This is a genomic window from Metallibacterium sp. (genome assembly GCF_054637675.1).
In genome coordinates this window covers 35,171-50,876 of record NZ_JBTSRB010000019.1, presented here as the reverse complement: position 1 = coordinate 50,876, position 15,706 = coordinate 35,171, and the positions used below count along the sequence as shown (strand labels likewise).

14 protein-coding genes and 1 pseudogene are annotated in these 15,706 nt (G+C 67.7%); 8 read left to right on the top strand and 7 right to left on the bottom strand.

Going from position 1 to position 15,706, the window contains the following annotated elements; translation table 11 throughout:
• From ACYDAT_RS08100 to ACYDAT_RS08075, 6 genes and pseudogenes are all read right to left on the bottom strand, one after another.
• On the bottom strand, positions 1-1,156 hold a 1,156-nt coding region (locus ACYDAT_RS08100), incomplete at its 3' end, for a hypothetical protein (protein ID WP_461449471.1).
• Between the two features lie 81 nt (positions 1,157-1,237).
• The gene (locus ACYDAT_RS08095; RefSeq protein ID WP_461449477.1) at positions 1,238-1,519 is read right to left on the bottom strand and encodes a type II toxin-antitoxin system RelE/ParE family toxin; all 282 of its coding nucleotides are present in this window, start codon (positions 1,517-1,519) and stop codon (positions 1,238-1,240) included.
• A gap of 8 nt (positions 1,520-1,527) precedes the next feature.
• Positions 1,528-1,692, bottom strand: a pseudogene (locus ACYDAT_RS08090) (addiction module protein); the annotation flags it as partial.
• 185 nt (positions 1,693-1,877) lie between these two features.
• Positions 1,878-3,641: a hypothetical protein gene (locus tag ACYDAT_RS08085; RefSeq protein ID WP_461449469.1), complete on the bottom strand. Its 1,764-nt coding sequence runs from the start codon at positions 3,639-3,641 to the stop codon at positions 1,878-1,880.
• A 280-nt stretch (positions 3,642-3,921) separates the two neighbouring features.
• A complete protein-coding gene (gene parE, locus ACYDAT_RS08080; RefSeq protein WP_461449467.1) occupies positions 3,922-5,811 on the bottom strand; it encodes a DNA topoisomerase IV subunit B in 1,890 nt (629 codons plus the stop codon).
• Positions 5,812-5,865: 54 nt separating this feature from the next.
• Entirely contained in the window at positions 5,866-7,662 is a 1,797-nt protein-coding gene (locus ACYDAT_RS08075) for a M24 family metallopeptidase (protein WP_461449465.1), read from the bottom strand.
• Positions 7,663-7,729: 67 nt separating this feature from the next.
• Here ACYDAT_RS08075 and ACYDAT_RS08070 point away from each other — a divergent pair, with 67 nt between their 5' ends.
• The 7 genes from ACYDAT_RS08070 to truD all read left to right on the top strand — a co-directional run bounded on the left by ACYDAT_RS08070 (position 7,730) and on the right by truD (position 14,222).
• Positions 7,730-9,400 carry a CTP synthase gene (locus tag ACYDAT_RS08070; RefSeq protein WP_461449463.1) on the top strand — a complete coding sequence of 557 codons (1,671 nt, stop codon included), beginning with the start codon at positions 7,730-7,732 and terminating at the stop codon, positions 9,398-9,400.
• Positions 9,397-10,230: a 3-deoxy-8-phosphooctulonate synthase gene (kdsA, locus tag ACYDAT_RS08065; RefSeq protein ID WP_461438582.1), complete on the top strand. Its 834-nt coding sequence runs from the start codon at positions 9,397-9,399 to the stop codon at positions 10,228-10,230. The genes ACYDAT_RS08070 and kdsA overlap by 4 nt, the downstream gene beginning before the upstream one ends.
• Before the next feature lie 30 nt (positions 10,231-10,260).
• Entirely contained in the window at positions 10,261-11,547 is a 1,287-nt protein-coding gene (eno, locus tag ACYDAT_RS08060) for a phosphopyruvate hydratase (RefSeq protein WP_461438581.1), read from the top strand.
• 8 nt (positions 11,548-11,555) lie between these two features.
• Positions 11,556-11,864 carry a cell division protein FtsB gene (ftsB, locus tag ACYDAT_RS08055; protein ID WP_461438580.1) on the top strand — a complete coding sequence of 103 codons (309 nt, stop codon included), beginning with the start codon at positions 11,556-11,558 and terminating at the stop codon, positions 11,862-11,864.
• The gene (ispD, locus tag ACYDAT_RS08050; protein ID WP_461438579.1) at positions 11,851-12,558 is read left to right on the top strand and encodes a 2-C-methyl-D-erythritol 4-phosphate cytidylyltransferase; all 708 of its coding nucleotides are present in this window, start codon (positions 11,851-11,853) and stop codon (positions 12,556-12,558) included. Before ftsB ends, ispD begins: the two co-directional genes overlap by 14 nt.
• A gap of 126 nt (positions 12,559-12,684) precedes the next feature.
• Complete coding sequence (ispF, locus tag ACYDAT_RS08045; protein WP_461438603.1) at positions 12,685-13,161, top strand: 2-C-methyl-D-erythritol 2,4-cyclodiphosphate synthase; 477 nt, start codon at positions 12,685-12,687, stop codon at positions 13,159-13,161.
• Complete coding sequence (gene truD, locus ACYDAT_RS08040) at positions 13,158-14,222, top strand: tRNA pseudouridine(13) synthase TruD (RefSeq protein ID WP_461449461.1); 1,065 nt, start codon at positions 13,158-13,160, stop codon at positions 14,220-14,222. The genes ispF and truD overlap by 4 nt, the downstream gene beginning before the upstream one ends.
• 4 nt (positions 14,223-14,226) lie before the next feature.
• On the opposite strand, the gene ACYDAT_RS08035 is transcribed toward truD, so the two are convergent.
• Positions 14,227-14,778 carry a Smr/MutS family protein gene (locus ACYDAT_RS08035; RefSeq protein ID WP_461449459.1) on the bottom strand — a complete coding sequence of 184 codons (552 nt, stop codon included), beginning with the start codon at positions 14,776-14,778 and terminating at the stop codon, positions 14,227-14,229.
• A 107-nt stretch (positions 14,779-14,885) separates the two neighbouring features.
• Here ACYDAT_RS08035 and surE point away from each other — a divergent pair, with 107 nt between their 5' ends.
• Positions 14,886-15,668: a 5'/3'-nucleotidase SurE gene (gene surE / locus ACYDAT_RS08030; RefSeq protein ID WP_461438576.1), complete on the top strand. Its 783-nt coding sequence runs from the start codon at positions 14,886-14,888 to the stop codon at positions 15,666-15,668.
• Positions 15,669-15,706 lie beyond the last annotated feature (38 nt).

The following is a 15,706-nucleotide window of genomic DNA, read 5'->3' as shown; positions in this document are numbered from 1 at the left end:
TCAGTGCGGCACCCAGGGCGAGCGGCACGGTCAATTCCAGCAGCAGGCCGGCATCGTGGCCGAGCGTGGTGCGCTCGATCAGGCTCTCGAGCAAGGCGAACAGGCCCAGCACCAGGCTGGTGGTCGCCGCGTACACCAGGGCGCGGTTGAGGGCCACCGACAGGTCCACCACGCGGTGGCGCAGCACGGCGTACAGGAGCCCAGTTAAAGAAAGCACCAACGCGGAGTTGGTCACAACGGAAGAAACCTGGGGTCCCAGTACGGCCGTATTGTTCAAAAAAATGTTGACCACAAATATCACGCCGCTCCACAGCATCCAGCGCAGGCGCAGCCGCCTTGCGCCATCCGCGTAGCCATAGCTCATGATCAGCAGGGCCAGCGGGACGAGGTAACTCGCACTGAAGACCAGGCCATATTGAGGCCGCAACAGTTCCGCCCAGCCGGTGGCGACGAAGAGGCCGGGGCCGCCCAGGCGCGTGACCGCCCCCGCAGCGAGCAGCAGCAGAAAGCCGCCGCGCCACAGCCAGCGTGCCCGCGGTGTGAGCGCCGGACCCAACATGGATTCGATCAAGATGTAAAAACCGCAACGCGCGAGCAGATAAAGGACATTGGACCCCAGCCAAGCGCTGAGCCCCAATAGCCCACTCAGTTGGGCATGCTGGAACGCGAGACCAACCAGAAAGGCAATGGTCCACAGGGCCATGCCCGCGGCGGCCCGGTCACGGCCGCGCCACAGCGCGAGCAGGGCGATCACGCCAAGCAATACGGAAAAACTGAGCGTTGTCCACTCAAACCACCACGCGTCGCGTACGGCACCAAGATCCACTGTCGTAACGGAGACCGTGCCGAGGACAGCGTTCCGGTGGATCACGAATTCATAGGCCTGTCCCAGGGGGAAACTGTAATTGCTGAGGTGCATGATGCTGACCGCGATACGCGCCGAGCGCGACAACGCTGCCAGATCAAGCCGGTCACCAGCCCGCAGTACCGGCGGCAGCGGAATGTTTGCAACCGGTTCGACCATGGCGGTACGCGCATTCTTGACACTGACGTCAAACGGCAAACCCGCAGGCCTGAATGCCATGAAGCTGGTATACCCAACGGCCATCACGACGACGACCGTCAGCAACACCAGAAGCCCGTAGCGACGATGCATGGCCATCCCCTGTCAGTGCGATATCGAAGCGTGCGAAAAAATACACTCATGCGGCACCGGTCGCAGCCACAGAGGCGGCTGTCAGCGTCGAGTGCCGCCGTGCCCCGGCTTCCTGCGCTGATGGCGGACAACAATGATTCGAACGCCTGTTTCGAGGCTTCGGTACACAACCGAGTACGGAAAGACTCGCAGCGGAAAGACTCGTCGGCCCTTCGTGGCGGGTGTGCCGAAGCCCGGATGACTGACCAGGAGATTGGCGACTCGCTCGAACTTGTCGAGGAAGCGCTCGGCAACGAGCATGCCGACCTGCTCTGCATAGAAGTCCATGACATCGGCGATATCCTGCTCGGCGCCAGGGTGCAGCGATTACTTCACGGAGCAAGCCTTGACCGCAGCCGCTGCATGGCCTCTTGCGCGGAGACTTCGGTTGCGCAACCCGATTCCAGAGCAGCTTCCCTGCGATCCGCTTCCAACTCCCAGGCTGCTTCGACTTTGGGGTCGGCATCGAGGCTCGCGATGAGGTGCCCAAGCAGGTGCGAGCGATCTGCCTAGGGAAGTCTCAGTGCTTCAGCTTCCAGGACTTCGAGCTTTGTGCACATGGGGTTCTCCGACGCCACTGCGTTGAACTTTCCGCAGCTTGCCACAACCCGCGGCGGATCCTGGCGCGAGCCGAAAAATCCTGGGCTGCGTTCCGTTTGAGTGGGCTCGAGTTGTTGGCTTGCTAAGTCCTGGCGGTTGACCCTACAGCGCGCAGGGCCTCCATCAGCAGCGTTTCACTGGTCCTTGCGCGCGCCTCGCTGGCCTGGGCCAGAGCCTCGCTAACCTGGGCACGTTCCTCGCTTTCCTGCGCGCGCAGTGCGAACAGTGCCATCCCCATCTCGTGGGCGACGTGGAACAGCAGCGCGCGTTCATCCGCCGCGTAGTGCTCGCCGGCGCGCTCGGCCACCACCAGGGCGCCGAGCAGATTGCCGCGCAGCATCAGCGGAAAGGCATGGCCGCTCGCGCCGAGCGCGCTCTGGCTGTCGTGCAGATCGAGCGCGGCGTTGCGCGCGCGCAGAGCGACGAAGGCGAGATCATCGGCGGCGACCGTCTCCGGCAACGCCCGCTCGCCGCGCTGACGCATGCACACATAGCCCTCAGCCCCGCGCTCGTAGAGCGCCACGAGCGGCGCGCCGGTGTGGCGGGCGATCTGCTCGACGCCGAGCTCGAACAGCTTCTGCGGCTGGGTGATGAAGGCGCAGTCCTCGGCAAAGCGGCGCAGCGCGGCCTCCATGCGGTACTGGTGGCGGAAGATGAACCGCTCGACCATGGCTTCGATACGCCGGTGCACGGTGCTTAAAGCCACACCCAGGCCGAGCGGCACGGCGAGCTCGAGCACGAGGTCGGCGCGATGACCGAGCGCACTGCGCTCGATCAGGCTCTCGAGCAGCGCGAACAGCCCCAGTACCAGGCTGGTGGTGGCCGCGTACACCAGCGCGCGGTTCAGCACCACCGTGACGTCCACCACCCGGTGGCGCAGCACCGCATAGAGCATCGCGGCAGCGCCGAGGGTGACAAGCCCGTTGTTCAGCGCCGTAGTAGCTAGAAGACTCAGCGGCAGCGGCAAGTCGCCGAAAGCCAGTCCCGCCACGAACACCACGCTGCCCCACAGCAGCCAGCGCAGGCGCTGGCGTCCCCGGGCATCGGCGTGGCGGTAACTCACGATGAGCAGCGCGATCGGCACCAGATAGGCGGCCAGCATCAACGGGCCCAGCCACGGCTGCATCAGTCCGGCCCAGCCGGCGGTCACGACGGCGATCCGACCACCTAGTAGCGTGATCGCCGCAGCGCCCAGGACCAGCGCGAACAGGCCGCGCCACAGGGCACGCCGGCGGGGACTCAACGCGCTGCCGGCGATCGACTCCGCCATCACATAGAAGCCGATCCGCGCCAGCAGGCCGAAGCCGTATAAGCCCATCAGCCCGAGCAGCGCCAGGCGGTTGCCGCCGGGCGCGAAAATCCCAGCACTTGCTAACGTGAGCGGGATTGCGGCCAGCGCCCACAGGGCCATGCCTGCGGCGGCGCGATCATGGCCGCGCCACAGCGCGAGCAGGGCGATGCCCGCGAACAGGATCAAACTGTAGACCGTTATCCAATCGGCCCATTCCCTGTTGCCATTGACCGCGTGCACGCTGACATTGACCTGTGCCGCGCCCCGCTGAATCACCAGGGGATAGCTCGCCGAGGAGGGCAGGTTGGCATGTTCGCTCGTGACCAGCGCGATGCGGGTCGCGCGCGGCTGCGCGCCGAGCGCAAGCCCATCGCCCGCGCGCAAGCTCGCGGGCGTGAGGCCCGGGATCGGCTCGATGCGCGCGCGGTTCGCATCCGCCCAGTGCACCGTGAACGGCAGTTGCGGCGCGGGTTGAAAAAGCATCCAGCCCGCATAGACGCTCGCCGCGGCCACGACGACCGAGAGCAACACCAACCACCCGTAGCGACGATGCATGGCCATCCCCTGTCAGCGCGATATCGAAGCGTGCGCAAAATACACCCGGCGCAGCGCAGGTCAACGCCACTGGATCCCCGGCTCGCGCTGCGCGCGTCCGGGGATGACGAGGAATACGTGACGCGCGCCCGGGGATGACGAGGGGTACGTGAGGTCCGCGCGGGGATGACGAGGGGTACGTGAGGTCCGCGCGGGGATGACCAGGACGGCGCGACGCGCATCCGGAAAAGTCGGGGACTGCGCGGCGTGCGCAATGCCTTGTCAACAGTCCCGGCTTCGCTCACACCTCCAGCGAGGCGAGGTCGCCCTTGCGCTCCAGCCAGGTCTTGCGTTCGCCGGCGCGCTTCTTGGCCAGCAGCATGTCCATCAGGCTGGCGGTGGCGGCGGCGTCGTCGAGGGTGAGTTGCACCAGGCGGCGCGTATCCGGGTGAATGGTCGACTCGCGCAACTGCCCGGGATTCATCTCGCCCAGGCCCTTGAAGCGCGTCACGCTGACCGCGCCGCGCATTTTCTCGCGCTCGATGCGCTCCAGCAGCGCGCGCTTTTCGTCCTCGTCGAGGCAATAGAACATCTGTTTGCCCACATCGACGCGGAACAGCGGCGGCATGGCCACGAACACGTGGCCGCCATGCACCAGCATCGGGAAGTGGCGCACGAACAGCGCGCTCAGCAAGGTGGCGATGTGCAGGCCGTCGGAGTCGGCGTCGGCGAGCACGATGATCTTGCCGTAGCGCAAGCCATCGAGCGCATCGACGCCGGGATCGCAGCCGATGGCCACGGCCAGATCGTGTACTTCCTGGCTGGCCAGCACCGCGCTGGATTCGACTTCCCAGGTGTTGAGGATCTTGCCGCGCAGCGGCAGGATGGCCTGGAACTCGCGGTCGCGCGCCTGCTTGGCCGAACCGCCGGCGGAATCGCCCTCGACCAGAAACAGTTCGGTGCGCGCCAGATCCTGACTCTGGCAGTCAGCCAGCTTGCCGGGCAGTGCCGGGCCTTGCGTGATGCGTTTGCGCACGACTTGTTTGGCCGCCTTCAGGCGCGCGTTGGCGCGCTCGATGGCAAGCTGCGCGATGGCCTCGCCCATCTCGACGTGCTGGTTCAACCACAGGCTGAAGGCATCGTGCACGCCGCCTTCCACCAGGCCGGCGGCATCGCGCGAAGACAGGCGTTCCTTGGTCTGGCCGGCGAACTGCGGATCTTTCATGCGCAGCGACAGCACATAGGTCACGCGCTCCCAGATGTCCTCCGGCGCCAGTTTCAAACCGCGCGGCAGCAGGTTGCGCAGCTCGCAGAATTCGCGCAGCGCGCTGGTCAATCCGCTGCGCAGGCCGTTGACGTGGGTGCCGCCCTGCGTGGTGGGGATCAGATTGACGTAGCTTTCCTGCACCAGCTCGCCCTCGGGCAACCAGGCCAGCGCCAGGTCGAGCTGGCTTTCGCTGCGCTTGAGTTGTTGCAGGAACAAACCTTGCGGCAGCGCTTCCAGGCCAGCCAGCGTGCCGCGCAGATAATCGGCCAGACCATCCGCGTAGCGCCACTGCTCGCGCTCGCCGCTGGCGATATCGAGCAGGCTCACGCTGAGTCCGGCGCACAGCACGGCCTTGGCGCGCAGCAGATGGCGCAGTCTGGGCAGGGCGAATTTGGGCGTATCGAAGTACTTGGGCTCGGGCCAGAAACGCAGCGTGGTGCCGCTGCGCTTTTTCGGCGTGGTGCCGATGATTTCCAGCTTGCCGACCGGCGCGCCATGCGCGAAACGCGTGCGGTATTCGCTGCCGTCGCGGCGGATGTTGACCTCGACGCGGCTGGACAGCGCGTTGACCACCGACACACCCACGCCGTGCAGGCCGCCGGCAAAAGCGTAGTTGCGATCGGAGAATTTTGCGCCGGCGTGCAGGCGCGTCATGATCAGCTCGACACCGGAGATGCCTTCATCCGGATGGATGTCCACCGGCATGCCGCGGCCGTCGTCGCTGACCTCGACCGAGCCATCGTCATGCACGATCACGTCCACCTGGCTGGCGTACCCGGCGAGAGCTTCGTCCACCGCGTTGTCGATCACCTCCTGCGCCAGATGGTTGGGGCGCGTGGTGTCGGTGTACATGCCGGGGCGACGCTGCACCGGCTCCAGGCCGGTGAGCACTTCGATGTCGGCGGCGTTGTAGCGGCTGCTCATGGTGATGATCGCGATTCGTCAAACGATGCAGGATGGGTGGCGCGCGCGGCAGGGTCAAGCCGCGGCCAGCGGCGCGCAGCGCGCCTCCAGCCAGTCGCGGTCGCCGCCGGACAGGCGCGGCGCGAGGAGGGTGCGCACCCGCACGTGGTAGGCATCGAGCCACGCGCGCGCCGCGGCATCGAGCAGCGCGGGCAGCAGCGGGCGCGTGTCGAAAGGGCACAGCGTGAGCGTCTCGAATTCCAGAAACGTGCCGAATTCGGATTGCGCGCAGGTGCGCGTCGCGGCCAGGTTTTCGTGGCGCACGCCGTGGTGGCCCGGGCGGTACAAGCCCGGCTCGATCGAGGTCACCATGCCCGGCTCCAGCGCCACCAGCGCACTGCCGGGCACGGGCGGGCGGATGCCCTGCGGGCCTTCGTGCACGTTGAGGAAATAGCCCACGCCGTGGCCGGTGCCGTGGCCATAGTCCGCATTGGCAGCCCACAGCGGCGCGCGCGCCAGCGCATCCAGTTGCGGCCCGCTGGCGCCGGCGGGGAAACGCGCGCGGCTGAGCGCGATCATGCCGGCCAGCACGCGGGTGAAATCCTCGCGCTCCTCGGTGGTCGTGTCGCCCAGCGCCCAGACCCGCGTGATGTCGGTGGTGCCGCCGAGGTACTGCGCGCCGGAATCCACCAGCAGCAGGCCACGCGCTTGCAATCGGGCGTGGTGCTGCGGCGTGGCGCGGTAGTGCGGCAGCGCGCCGTTGGCGGCGTAACCGGCGATGGTGGCGAAGCTGGGCGCGATGAAATCGGTTTCGCGCGCACGCTCGGCGCAGACGATGTCGTCGACGTCCAACTCGCTGATCTGCTCGCCGCCGCGCACGCGCGTGTCGATCTGACGGAAAGCGCGCACCAAGGCGGCGCCGTCACGCGCCATCACTTCGCGCCAGTGCTCCAGCTCGCCGGTGCTCTTGCGCGCCTTGGCCGCGGTGCTGGGATTGCTGGCCTCGATGCGCTGCACGCTCGCCGGCAATGCGGCCAGCGTGGCCACGGCGACGCGCGCCGGGTCGACCAGTAGGCGTGAGTCGTGTGGCAGCGCGGCGCAGGTCGTGTCGATGTCGGCGTAGTCGGCCAGCGTGATGCCATCGGCGTGCAGTGCAATGGCCAGCGCCGCGTCGATCTTGCCGGGCGTCACGAACAGCGTGGCGCGCTCGGCGTCGAGCAGCAGGTGTGCGAGAAACACCGGGTTGTATTCGACATCGCTGCCGCGCAGCAGCGTGATCCAGGCGATGTCGTCGAGGCTGCTGATCAGGTGGTGCGTGGCGCCGGCATCGTGCAGGGCCGCGCGCGTGCTGGCCAGGCGCGCGCCGCGCGTGGCGCAGGCGAAGGCCGGGTCGTACGCGCGGATCGGCGCCGTCGGCAGCGCCGGGCGTGCGCTCCAGATCGCGCCGGGTAAATCCTCCAGCAGCAGCTCGATGCCGGCCGGATCGAACGTCGCGCGCACCTGGCGCTCGCCAGCAAGGCTGAGCATGTCCGCCGCGATCGACACCTTGGCGCCTGCATTCAGGCGTGTGGCCAGCCAGGCCAGATGCTCGGGCGCATGGGCCACGTGCTGCTTCATCAAGGCGATGCCGCTGCCGGCTAACTCGCGCTCGGCCTGCTCGAAGTAGCGGCTGTCGGTCCACAACCCGGCAAAGTCGCCGCCGACAACCAGGGTGCCGGCGGAGCCGCTGAAGCCGGACAGCCATGCGCGCGTTTTCCAGCGCGTCGGCAGGTATTCGGATAGATGAGGATCAGCGGTGGGCACGATGCAGGCGGCAACGCCACGCGCGTTCATGTGGCTGCGCAGGGGGTGCAGGCTGGTGTGATGGGTCATGACGATTTCCGCTCGCGGGAAAAGGGGCAAGCCGGTAAAGTATGGCTTTCCCGGCGCAGTCGCATCCATGACTCCCCTGATTTTCGTCACCGGCGGCGTGGTTTCCTCGCTCGGCAAGGGCATCGCCGCGGCGTCCCTGGCGGCCATCCTCGAGGCGCGCGGGCTCAGCGTCACGCTGATGAAGCTCGATCCCTACATCAACGTCGATCCGGGCACCATGAGCCCGTTCCAGCACGGCGAGGTCTACGTGACCGACGACGGCGCCGAAACTGATCTGGACCTCGGCCACTACGAGCGTTTCGTGCGCACGCGGCTGTCCGGCAAGAATTCCGTGACCACCGGCAAGATCTACGAAGCGGTGATCCGCAAGGAGCGCCGCGGCGATTATCTGGGCGCCACGGTGCAGGTGATCCCGCACATCACCGACGAGATCAAGCGCGCCATCGACGAGGCCACGCGCGGCTTCGACGTGGCGCTGGTCGAGATCGGCGGCACCGTGGGCGATATCGAATCGCTGCCATTTCTGGAGGCGATCCGTCAGTTGCGCATCGAGCACGGCCCGTCGCGCTGTCTGTTCATGCACCTGACCCTGGTGCCGTACATCAAGGCCGCCGGCGAGATCAAGACCAAGCCCACCCAGCATTCGGTGAAGGAATTGCGCTCGATCGGCATCCAGGCCGACGTGCTGCTGTGTCGCTCCGAGCAGCCGCTGCCCGAGGGCGAGCGGCGCAAGATCGCGCTGTTCACCAACGTGCCCGAGCGCGCGGTGATCAGCGCGGTGGACGTGGACGTGATCTACGAGTTGCCGCTGTGGCTGCATCAGCAGGGCCTCGACGAAATCGTGGTCGAGCAACTGCGCTTGCAGGCGCGTCCGGCCAATCTGTCCGAGTGGGAAGCGACCGTCGCCGCGGTGCGCCATCCGCGCGACAGCGTGGACATCGCCATCGTCGGCAAGTATGTCGAACACAAGGATGCCTACAAGTCGCTGGGCGAGGCGCTGCGCCATGGCGGCATCCGCCAGGCCACGCGCGTGAACCTGCACTGGATCGATTCCGAGCGCGTCGAGGCCGAGGGCGCTGCGGCGCTGCTCGGCGAGGTCGATGCGATTCTGGTGCCGGGTGGCTTCGGCAAGCGTGGCTTCGAGGGCAAGGTGCAGGCGGCGCGCCATGCGCGCGAACGCGGCGTGCCGTACTTCGGCATTTGCTACGGCATGCACGCGGCGGTGGTCGAGTTCGCGCGCAACGTGGCCAGGCTGGCCGGCGCCGATTCCAGCGAAAACGACACGCGCACGCCGCATCCGGTGATCGCGCTGATCACCGAATGGACCACGGCCAGCGGTAGTGTCGAGCGTCGCAGTCAGGACTCGAATCTCGGCGGCACCATGCGCCTGGGCGCGCAGGAATGCCGGCTCGCGCCGGGCACGCTGGCGCGCGAGATGTACGCCAGCGAGGTCATTCGCGAGCGCCATCGTCATCGCTATGAGTTCAACAACACCTATCAGCAGCAGTTCGCCGATCTGGGGCTGGTGATGGCCGGCAAGAGCATGGACGATCTGCTGGTGGAAATCGTCGAGTTGTCGCCACAGCAGCATCCGTGGTTTCTCGGCTGCCAGTTCCATCCGGAGTTCACCTCGACGCCGCGCGACGGGCACCCGCTGTTCGTCGGTTTCGTACGTGCCGCGCGCGAACACAAGCTGGTGCGCGAAGCACCGCGCCTGGCCGCGGAGCACGTCGCATGAAGCTGTGCGGTTTCGAGGCCGGGCTGCAGCATCCGCTGTTCCTGATCGCCGGGCCGTGCGTGATCGAGAGCCAGCAACTGGCACTGGATACCGCGGGTCAGCTCAAGGAGATCACCGCACGCATGGGTGTGCCCTTCATCTACAAATCCAGCTTCGACAAGGCCAACCGCACCTCGCTGGCGGGGCATCGCGGTCCGGGCCTGGAAAGTGGCTTGCGCGTGCTCGCCGAGGTCAAGCGCCAGATTGGCGTGCCGGTGCTCACCGACGTGCACGAGTACACACCGCTGGCCGAGGTCGCCAGCGTGGTCGATGTGCTGCAGACCCCGGCGTTTCTGTGCCGGCAGACCGATTTCATCCACAACGTGGCCCGCGCCGGCAAGCCGGTGAACATCAAGAAAGGCCAGTTTCTCGCGCCTTGGGACATGCAGCATGTGGTCGAGAAAGCGCGCGCCACCGGCAATGAACACCTCATGGTGTGTGAGCGGGGCGTCAGCTTCGGCTACAACAATCTGGTCTCCGACATGCGCGGGCTGATGGTGATGCGCGCCACCGGCTGCCCGGTGGTGTTCGACGCCACGCACTCGGTGCAGTTGCCGGGCGGGCAGGGCGCCAGGTCCGGTGGGCAGCGCGAGTTCGTGCCGGTGCTGGCGCGCGCGGCCGTGGCCGCGGGCATCGCCGGCCTGTTCGTCGAGACGCATCCCGATCCCGAGCACGCGCTCAGCGATGGTCCCAATGCCTGGCCGCTGCAAAAAATGGCCGCGCTGCTGGAAGTGCTGGTGGAGCTTGATCGCAGCGTCAAGCGCGCCGGCTTTATCGAGCACACGCTGTAAATCTCAAACCAACACGCAACCGAGAACGCCATGACCCGCATCAGCAGCATTCACGCACGCGAAATCCTCGACTCACGCGGCAATCCCACCCTCGAGGCCGAGGTCACGCTCAACGGCGGCCAGCGTGGTCGCGCCGCGGTGCCCAGCGGCGCCTCAACCGGCTCGCGCGAGGCGGTGGAATTGCGTGACGGCGACAAGGCGCGCTTCGCTGGCAAGGGCGTGCTGCACGCGGTGGCGCACGTCAACGGCGAGATCGCGCGCGCGCTGCAGGATTTCGACGCCGCTGATCAGGCGGGCCTCGATCGCCGCTTGTGCGAGCTGGACGGGACGCCCAACAAGGGTCGGCTGGGCGCCAACGCCATTCTTGGTGTGTCGCTGGCGGCGGCGCGCGCCAGCGCCGCGGCGCGCGGTATCGATCTTTGGCAGGCATTGGCGCAGGAGCGCGCGGTGCACTTGCCGGTGCCGCAGATGAACGTGATCAACGGTGGCGTGCATGCCGACAACAACCTCGACATGCAGGAATTCATGATTGTCCCGGCAGGTCTGCCCAGTTTCGGCGAGGCCTTGCGCGCCGCATCCGAGACTTTCCACGCGCTCAAGGCGGTGCTGAAGTCGCGCGGCCTGTCGACCGCGGTGGGCGACGAGGGTGGTTTCGCGCCGGATCTGCGCTCGCACGAGGAGGCCATCGAGACCATCCTCGAAGCCATCACCCGCGCCGGTTATCGCCCGGGCAAGGACATCTGGCTGGCGCTGGACCCGGCCGCCTCGGAGTTTTTCGAGGACGGCAAGTACCACCTCGCCGGTGAAGGTCGCAGCCTCGCCGCCGAGCACCTGATCGAGTTGTACGAGGTGTGGGTGGACCGCTACCCGATCTGCTCGCTGGAGGATCCCATGGCGGAAGGCGATGACGCCGGCTGGAAGCTGATCACGCAGCGTCTGGGCGCGCGCCTGCAGATCGTCGGCGACGACAACTTCGTCACCAACCCGGCGATCTTCCGCGCCGGCATCGCCGCCGGCATCGCCAACGCCATCCTGATCAAGCTCAACCAGATCGGCACGCTCAGCGAGACGCTGGAAACCATGCGCATCGCCGAGCAGGCCGGCTATGCGCAGGTCATTTCGCATCGCTCCGGCGAGACCGAGGACACCTTCATCGCCGATCTGGCCGTGGCCGGCAGCGCCACGCAGATCAAGACCGGCTCGCTGTGCCGCAGCGATCGCGTGGCCAAGTACAACCAATTGCTGCGCATCGAGCAGGCGCTGGGTGGCGCCGCGCAGTTTCGCGGCGTCACGGCGTTTCCGCGCGTGCGCGCCTGATCGCACCGATGTGGCGCTGGCTCTCGCTGCTGCTGCTGGTGCTGGTGATCTTTCTGCAATCGCGACTGTGGTGGGGCCCGGGCAGCATGCAGGAGGTGCGCACACTGCGTGCGCAGGTGCAGGCGCAGGCGGCTGACAACGCGCGCCTGCGAAAGCGCAACGAGCTGCTCGAAGCCGAGGTGGCCGACCTCAAGACCGGCACCCACGCCATCGAGGCGCACGCGCGCTCGGAGCTGGGCCTGATCAAGCCGGGCGAGGTGTTTTATCAGGTCGTGCCGGTGCAGAATCCGGCCGGAGCGAGCAGTGCCGGTCCATGAATCGACGCGCTGCTGGTGCGTGGTCCCGGCCGCCGGCCGTGGCGCGCGCATGGGTGCGGTCATATCCAAGCAATACCTCGAGCTGGCGGGTCAACCGCTGCTGCTGCACACCCTGCAGCGCCTTGCCGCGCACGCGCGCATCGCCGGGCTGGTGGTGGTGCTGGCGGCGGATGACGCGCACTGGCCCGGCATCACGCAGCTCGCGGGCAAGCCGGTGTTGCGCGCGCGCGGCGGTGACGAGCGCGCCGATTCGGTGCTGGCCGGATTGCGCGCGTTGCCGGACACGGTCGCGGCGCAGGACGGCGTGCTGGTGCATGACGCCGCGCGTCCCTTGCTGCGTGCGCAGGATCTGGGGCATCTCGTTCAAGCCGGCTTGGCGCATGCACACGGCGCGATTCTGGCCGCGCCGGTGCGTGACACGCTCAAGCGCGCCGATGCCGCCGGCTGCATCGTGGCCACCGAGCCGCGCGCCGGACTATGGCGTGCGCTGACCCCGCAGATGGCGCGCCGTGGCGACCTCGAACGCGCGCTGTCCATGGCTGCGCAAGCCGGGGTGGCGATCACCGACGAAGCCATGGCGCTGGAGCGCATCGGTCTGCAGCCGCGCCTGGTCGAGGGCAGCGAGGACAACATCAAGATCACCACGCCCGCCGATCTGGCTTACGCCGAGTTCTGGCTGGCGCGCCACGGCTGAGCCCGAATCAGGCGCGATTGCCGGAGCACCAATTTGGCGGTACCCGCGCTGGCACTAAGCTATAGCATCCCCGGCGCGCCTTGCCGGACCCTTGCTCTGCGACAAGGAATCTTACGCATGGCGGCTATCCGCATCGGTCAAGGTCTCGACGTACACGCTTTCGGCGCGGGCGACCACGTGATGCTCGGCGGCGTGCGCATCGCGCATACGCAGGGCGTGGTGGCGCACTCGGATGGCGATGTGGTGGTCCACGCGCTGTGCGATGCGCTGCTGGGTGCGGTCGCGCTGGGCGATATCGGCCGGCACTTCCCGCCTTCCGATGCGCGCTGGCGCGGCGCCGACAGCCGCGAATTCCTGCGCAGGGTCGCGGCCATGGTGCGGCAGGCGGGCTACGCGCTGGGCAACGCGGATGTCACCGTGATCTGCGAGCAGCCGAAAATCGCCCCGCACGCCGCGGCAATGTGCGCCGTGCTGGCCGCCGACATGGGTTGTACGTCGGCGCAGATCAGCGTCAAGGCCACCACCAGCGAGCGGCTCGGGTTCACCGGGCGCGGCGAAGGCATCGCCGCGCAGGCCGTGGTGCTGCTGGTGGCTGCGGCATGAGTGCCGAACACGACGCCGTGCATGAGAGTTTGCCGCGCGCCTGGGGCGCGCCGCCGCTGCGTGGGGTGTTGCGCGCGCAACCCGAGGACTTCGTCGTCGAGGAAGTGCTGGGCTATGCCGCCGATGGCGCCGGCGAGCACGTGCTGCTGAGTGTGCAGAAGCGCGAGGCCAATACCGCCTGGGTGGCGCGCAAGTTGGCCGAGTTCGCGGACGTGGATGAGCGCGCGGTAGCCTGGGCCGGACGCAAGGACCGCCACGCGTTGACCACGCAGGCGCTCAGCGTGCACTTGCCGGGGCGGCCCGATCCGGATTGGTCCGCGCTGAATATGCCAGGCGTGCGCGTGCTCGGTGCGCAGCGCCACGGCCGCAAGCTCAAGCGCGGCGCGCTGGCAGGCAATCGCTTCGTGCTGCGCATCAGCAAGGTGCAGGGCGATCGCGCCATGGCCGAGCAGCGCCTGCTGCAGATGCAGGCGCGGGGCGCGCCCAATTATTTCGGTGTGCAGCGCTTCGGTCGCGGTGGCGACAATATCGACGCCGCGCGACGCATGTTCGCTGGCCGGCGCGTGCCGCGCGCCGAGCGCGAGATGCTGCTGTCCGCGGCGCGCGCGCAGTTGTTCAACGCGGTGCTGGCGCGGCGCGTCGCGCAGGCCAACTGGAACTGTGCGCTGGACGGCGAGCTGTGGGCGCTGTCCGGCTCGCGCGCATGGTTTGGTCCCGAGCCGTTTGATGCGCTGCTGGAGCAACGTCTGGCGGCGTTCGACATCGCGCCATCCGGTCCGCTGTGGGGACGCGGTCCCAATCCGGCAGGCGCGGCCTGCGCGCAGCTTGAGCACGCGGCGCTGGCCGCATACCTCGATCTCGCCGAAGGTCTGGCTGCGGCCGGCCTGGAACATGCACGACGCGCGCTGCGTCTGGATTTGCGCGGCATGTCCTGGCACTGGCACGGCGACGATGCGTTGGAATTGAGCTTCACCCTGCCAGCCGGCGCTTATGCCACTGCCGTGGTGCAGGAACTGCTGGATGACGCCGCTGCGCAAGCCGCCTTGGGTGACGCGGCCTGAAGCTTCAGCGCGCGCTCAACAACACCAGCGTCGCACCGCTGCCGCCCTGATTGGCGCGCGCCGAGGCGAACGCGATCACATCCGTGCGCCGACGCAGCGTGTGCGCCGTGAGCGCCTTCAGCACCGGGCCGCGTTGCCCCGAGCGCAAGCCCTTGCCGTGGATGATCTTGATGCAGCGATAGCCGGCGCGGTGGCTGTCGGCAAGAAACGTGGCCAGCAGCTCTGCGGCCTCGATGGCGCGCAGGTGATGCAGATCGATCTCGTCCTGCACGCTGAACTCGCCGCGGCGCAGACGCTTGAGCAGGCGCGGGGAGTGGCCGTCCTTGAGATGCAGCAGTTCCTCGCCCACTTCGATCGTGGCCGCATCGAACGTGCCGTCGAGCAATTCGCGCATCACCGCGGCCTCGTCGGCGGCGGCCATGTGCGCGCGCGGTGGCGGTGGCGCGCGGCGCGGTGGCGGTTCCTGCGGCGGCAGTTCGCGCAGCGGTCGCACCGCGGCGCGGAACAGTTCCGCCGCGTCCTCAGGGTCGATATCGACGCCGTCGCGCTTGCTCATGTTTGCAGATTAGCAGCGCCGCCGTGGACGTCTCGTGGCGATACATCCGACTGATAGAATCGACGCCTGAAGCCGCCGCGGGTCGCGCGCGGCGATCCGGGATTCTCATGCACGTGCTGATCAGCAACGACGACGGTGTGGATGCTCCCGGCATTCATGTACTCGCCAAGCATCTGGTCGCACTGGGGCGCATCAGCGTGGTCGCGCCGGATCGTGATCGCTCTGGCGCCAGCAATTCGCTGACGCTGGATCAGCCGATCCGCGCGCTGCGCATGGAGGACGGCCGTTTCCGCGTGGCCGGCACGCCCACCGATTGCGTGCACCTGGCGTTGTCCGGCCTGCTCGATGACGATCCGGATATCGTGGTCTCGGGCATCAACAACGCCGGCAATCTGGGCGATGACGTGATTTATTCAGGTACGGTTTCAGCGGCGATGGAAGGACGCTTTCTGGGCCTGCCGGCGATCGCCGTGTCGCTGGTCACGGCCGATCATGTCGGCGAGCACTACGCCACCGCCGCCGAGGCGGTGTTGCGTCTGGTGCGGCGTCTGGTGGCGCAGCCGCTGCCGGCCGACACCATTCTCAACGTCAACGTGCCTGATCGCCCGTGGCGCGAGCTGGCCGGCTTCGAGGTGACGCGTCTCGGCCGCCGCCATCGCGCGGCGCCCTGTCTGCGGAGCGAAGACCCGCGTGGCAAGCCGGTGTGGTGGATCGGTCCGGTTGGTGCCGCCGAGGACGATGGCCCCGGCACCGATTTCGATGCGGTACGCCGCGGCTGCGTGTCGGTCACCCCGATCCAGGTCGACCTGACGCGCTTTCAGGCGCTGGAAACCGTGGCCGCGTGGATTGACGGGCTGGAAGCCGATCTGCCGCGCGCGGGGTCACTGTGAGTCAATACCACACGCCCGTGCTCGATCAGGGCGGCCAG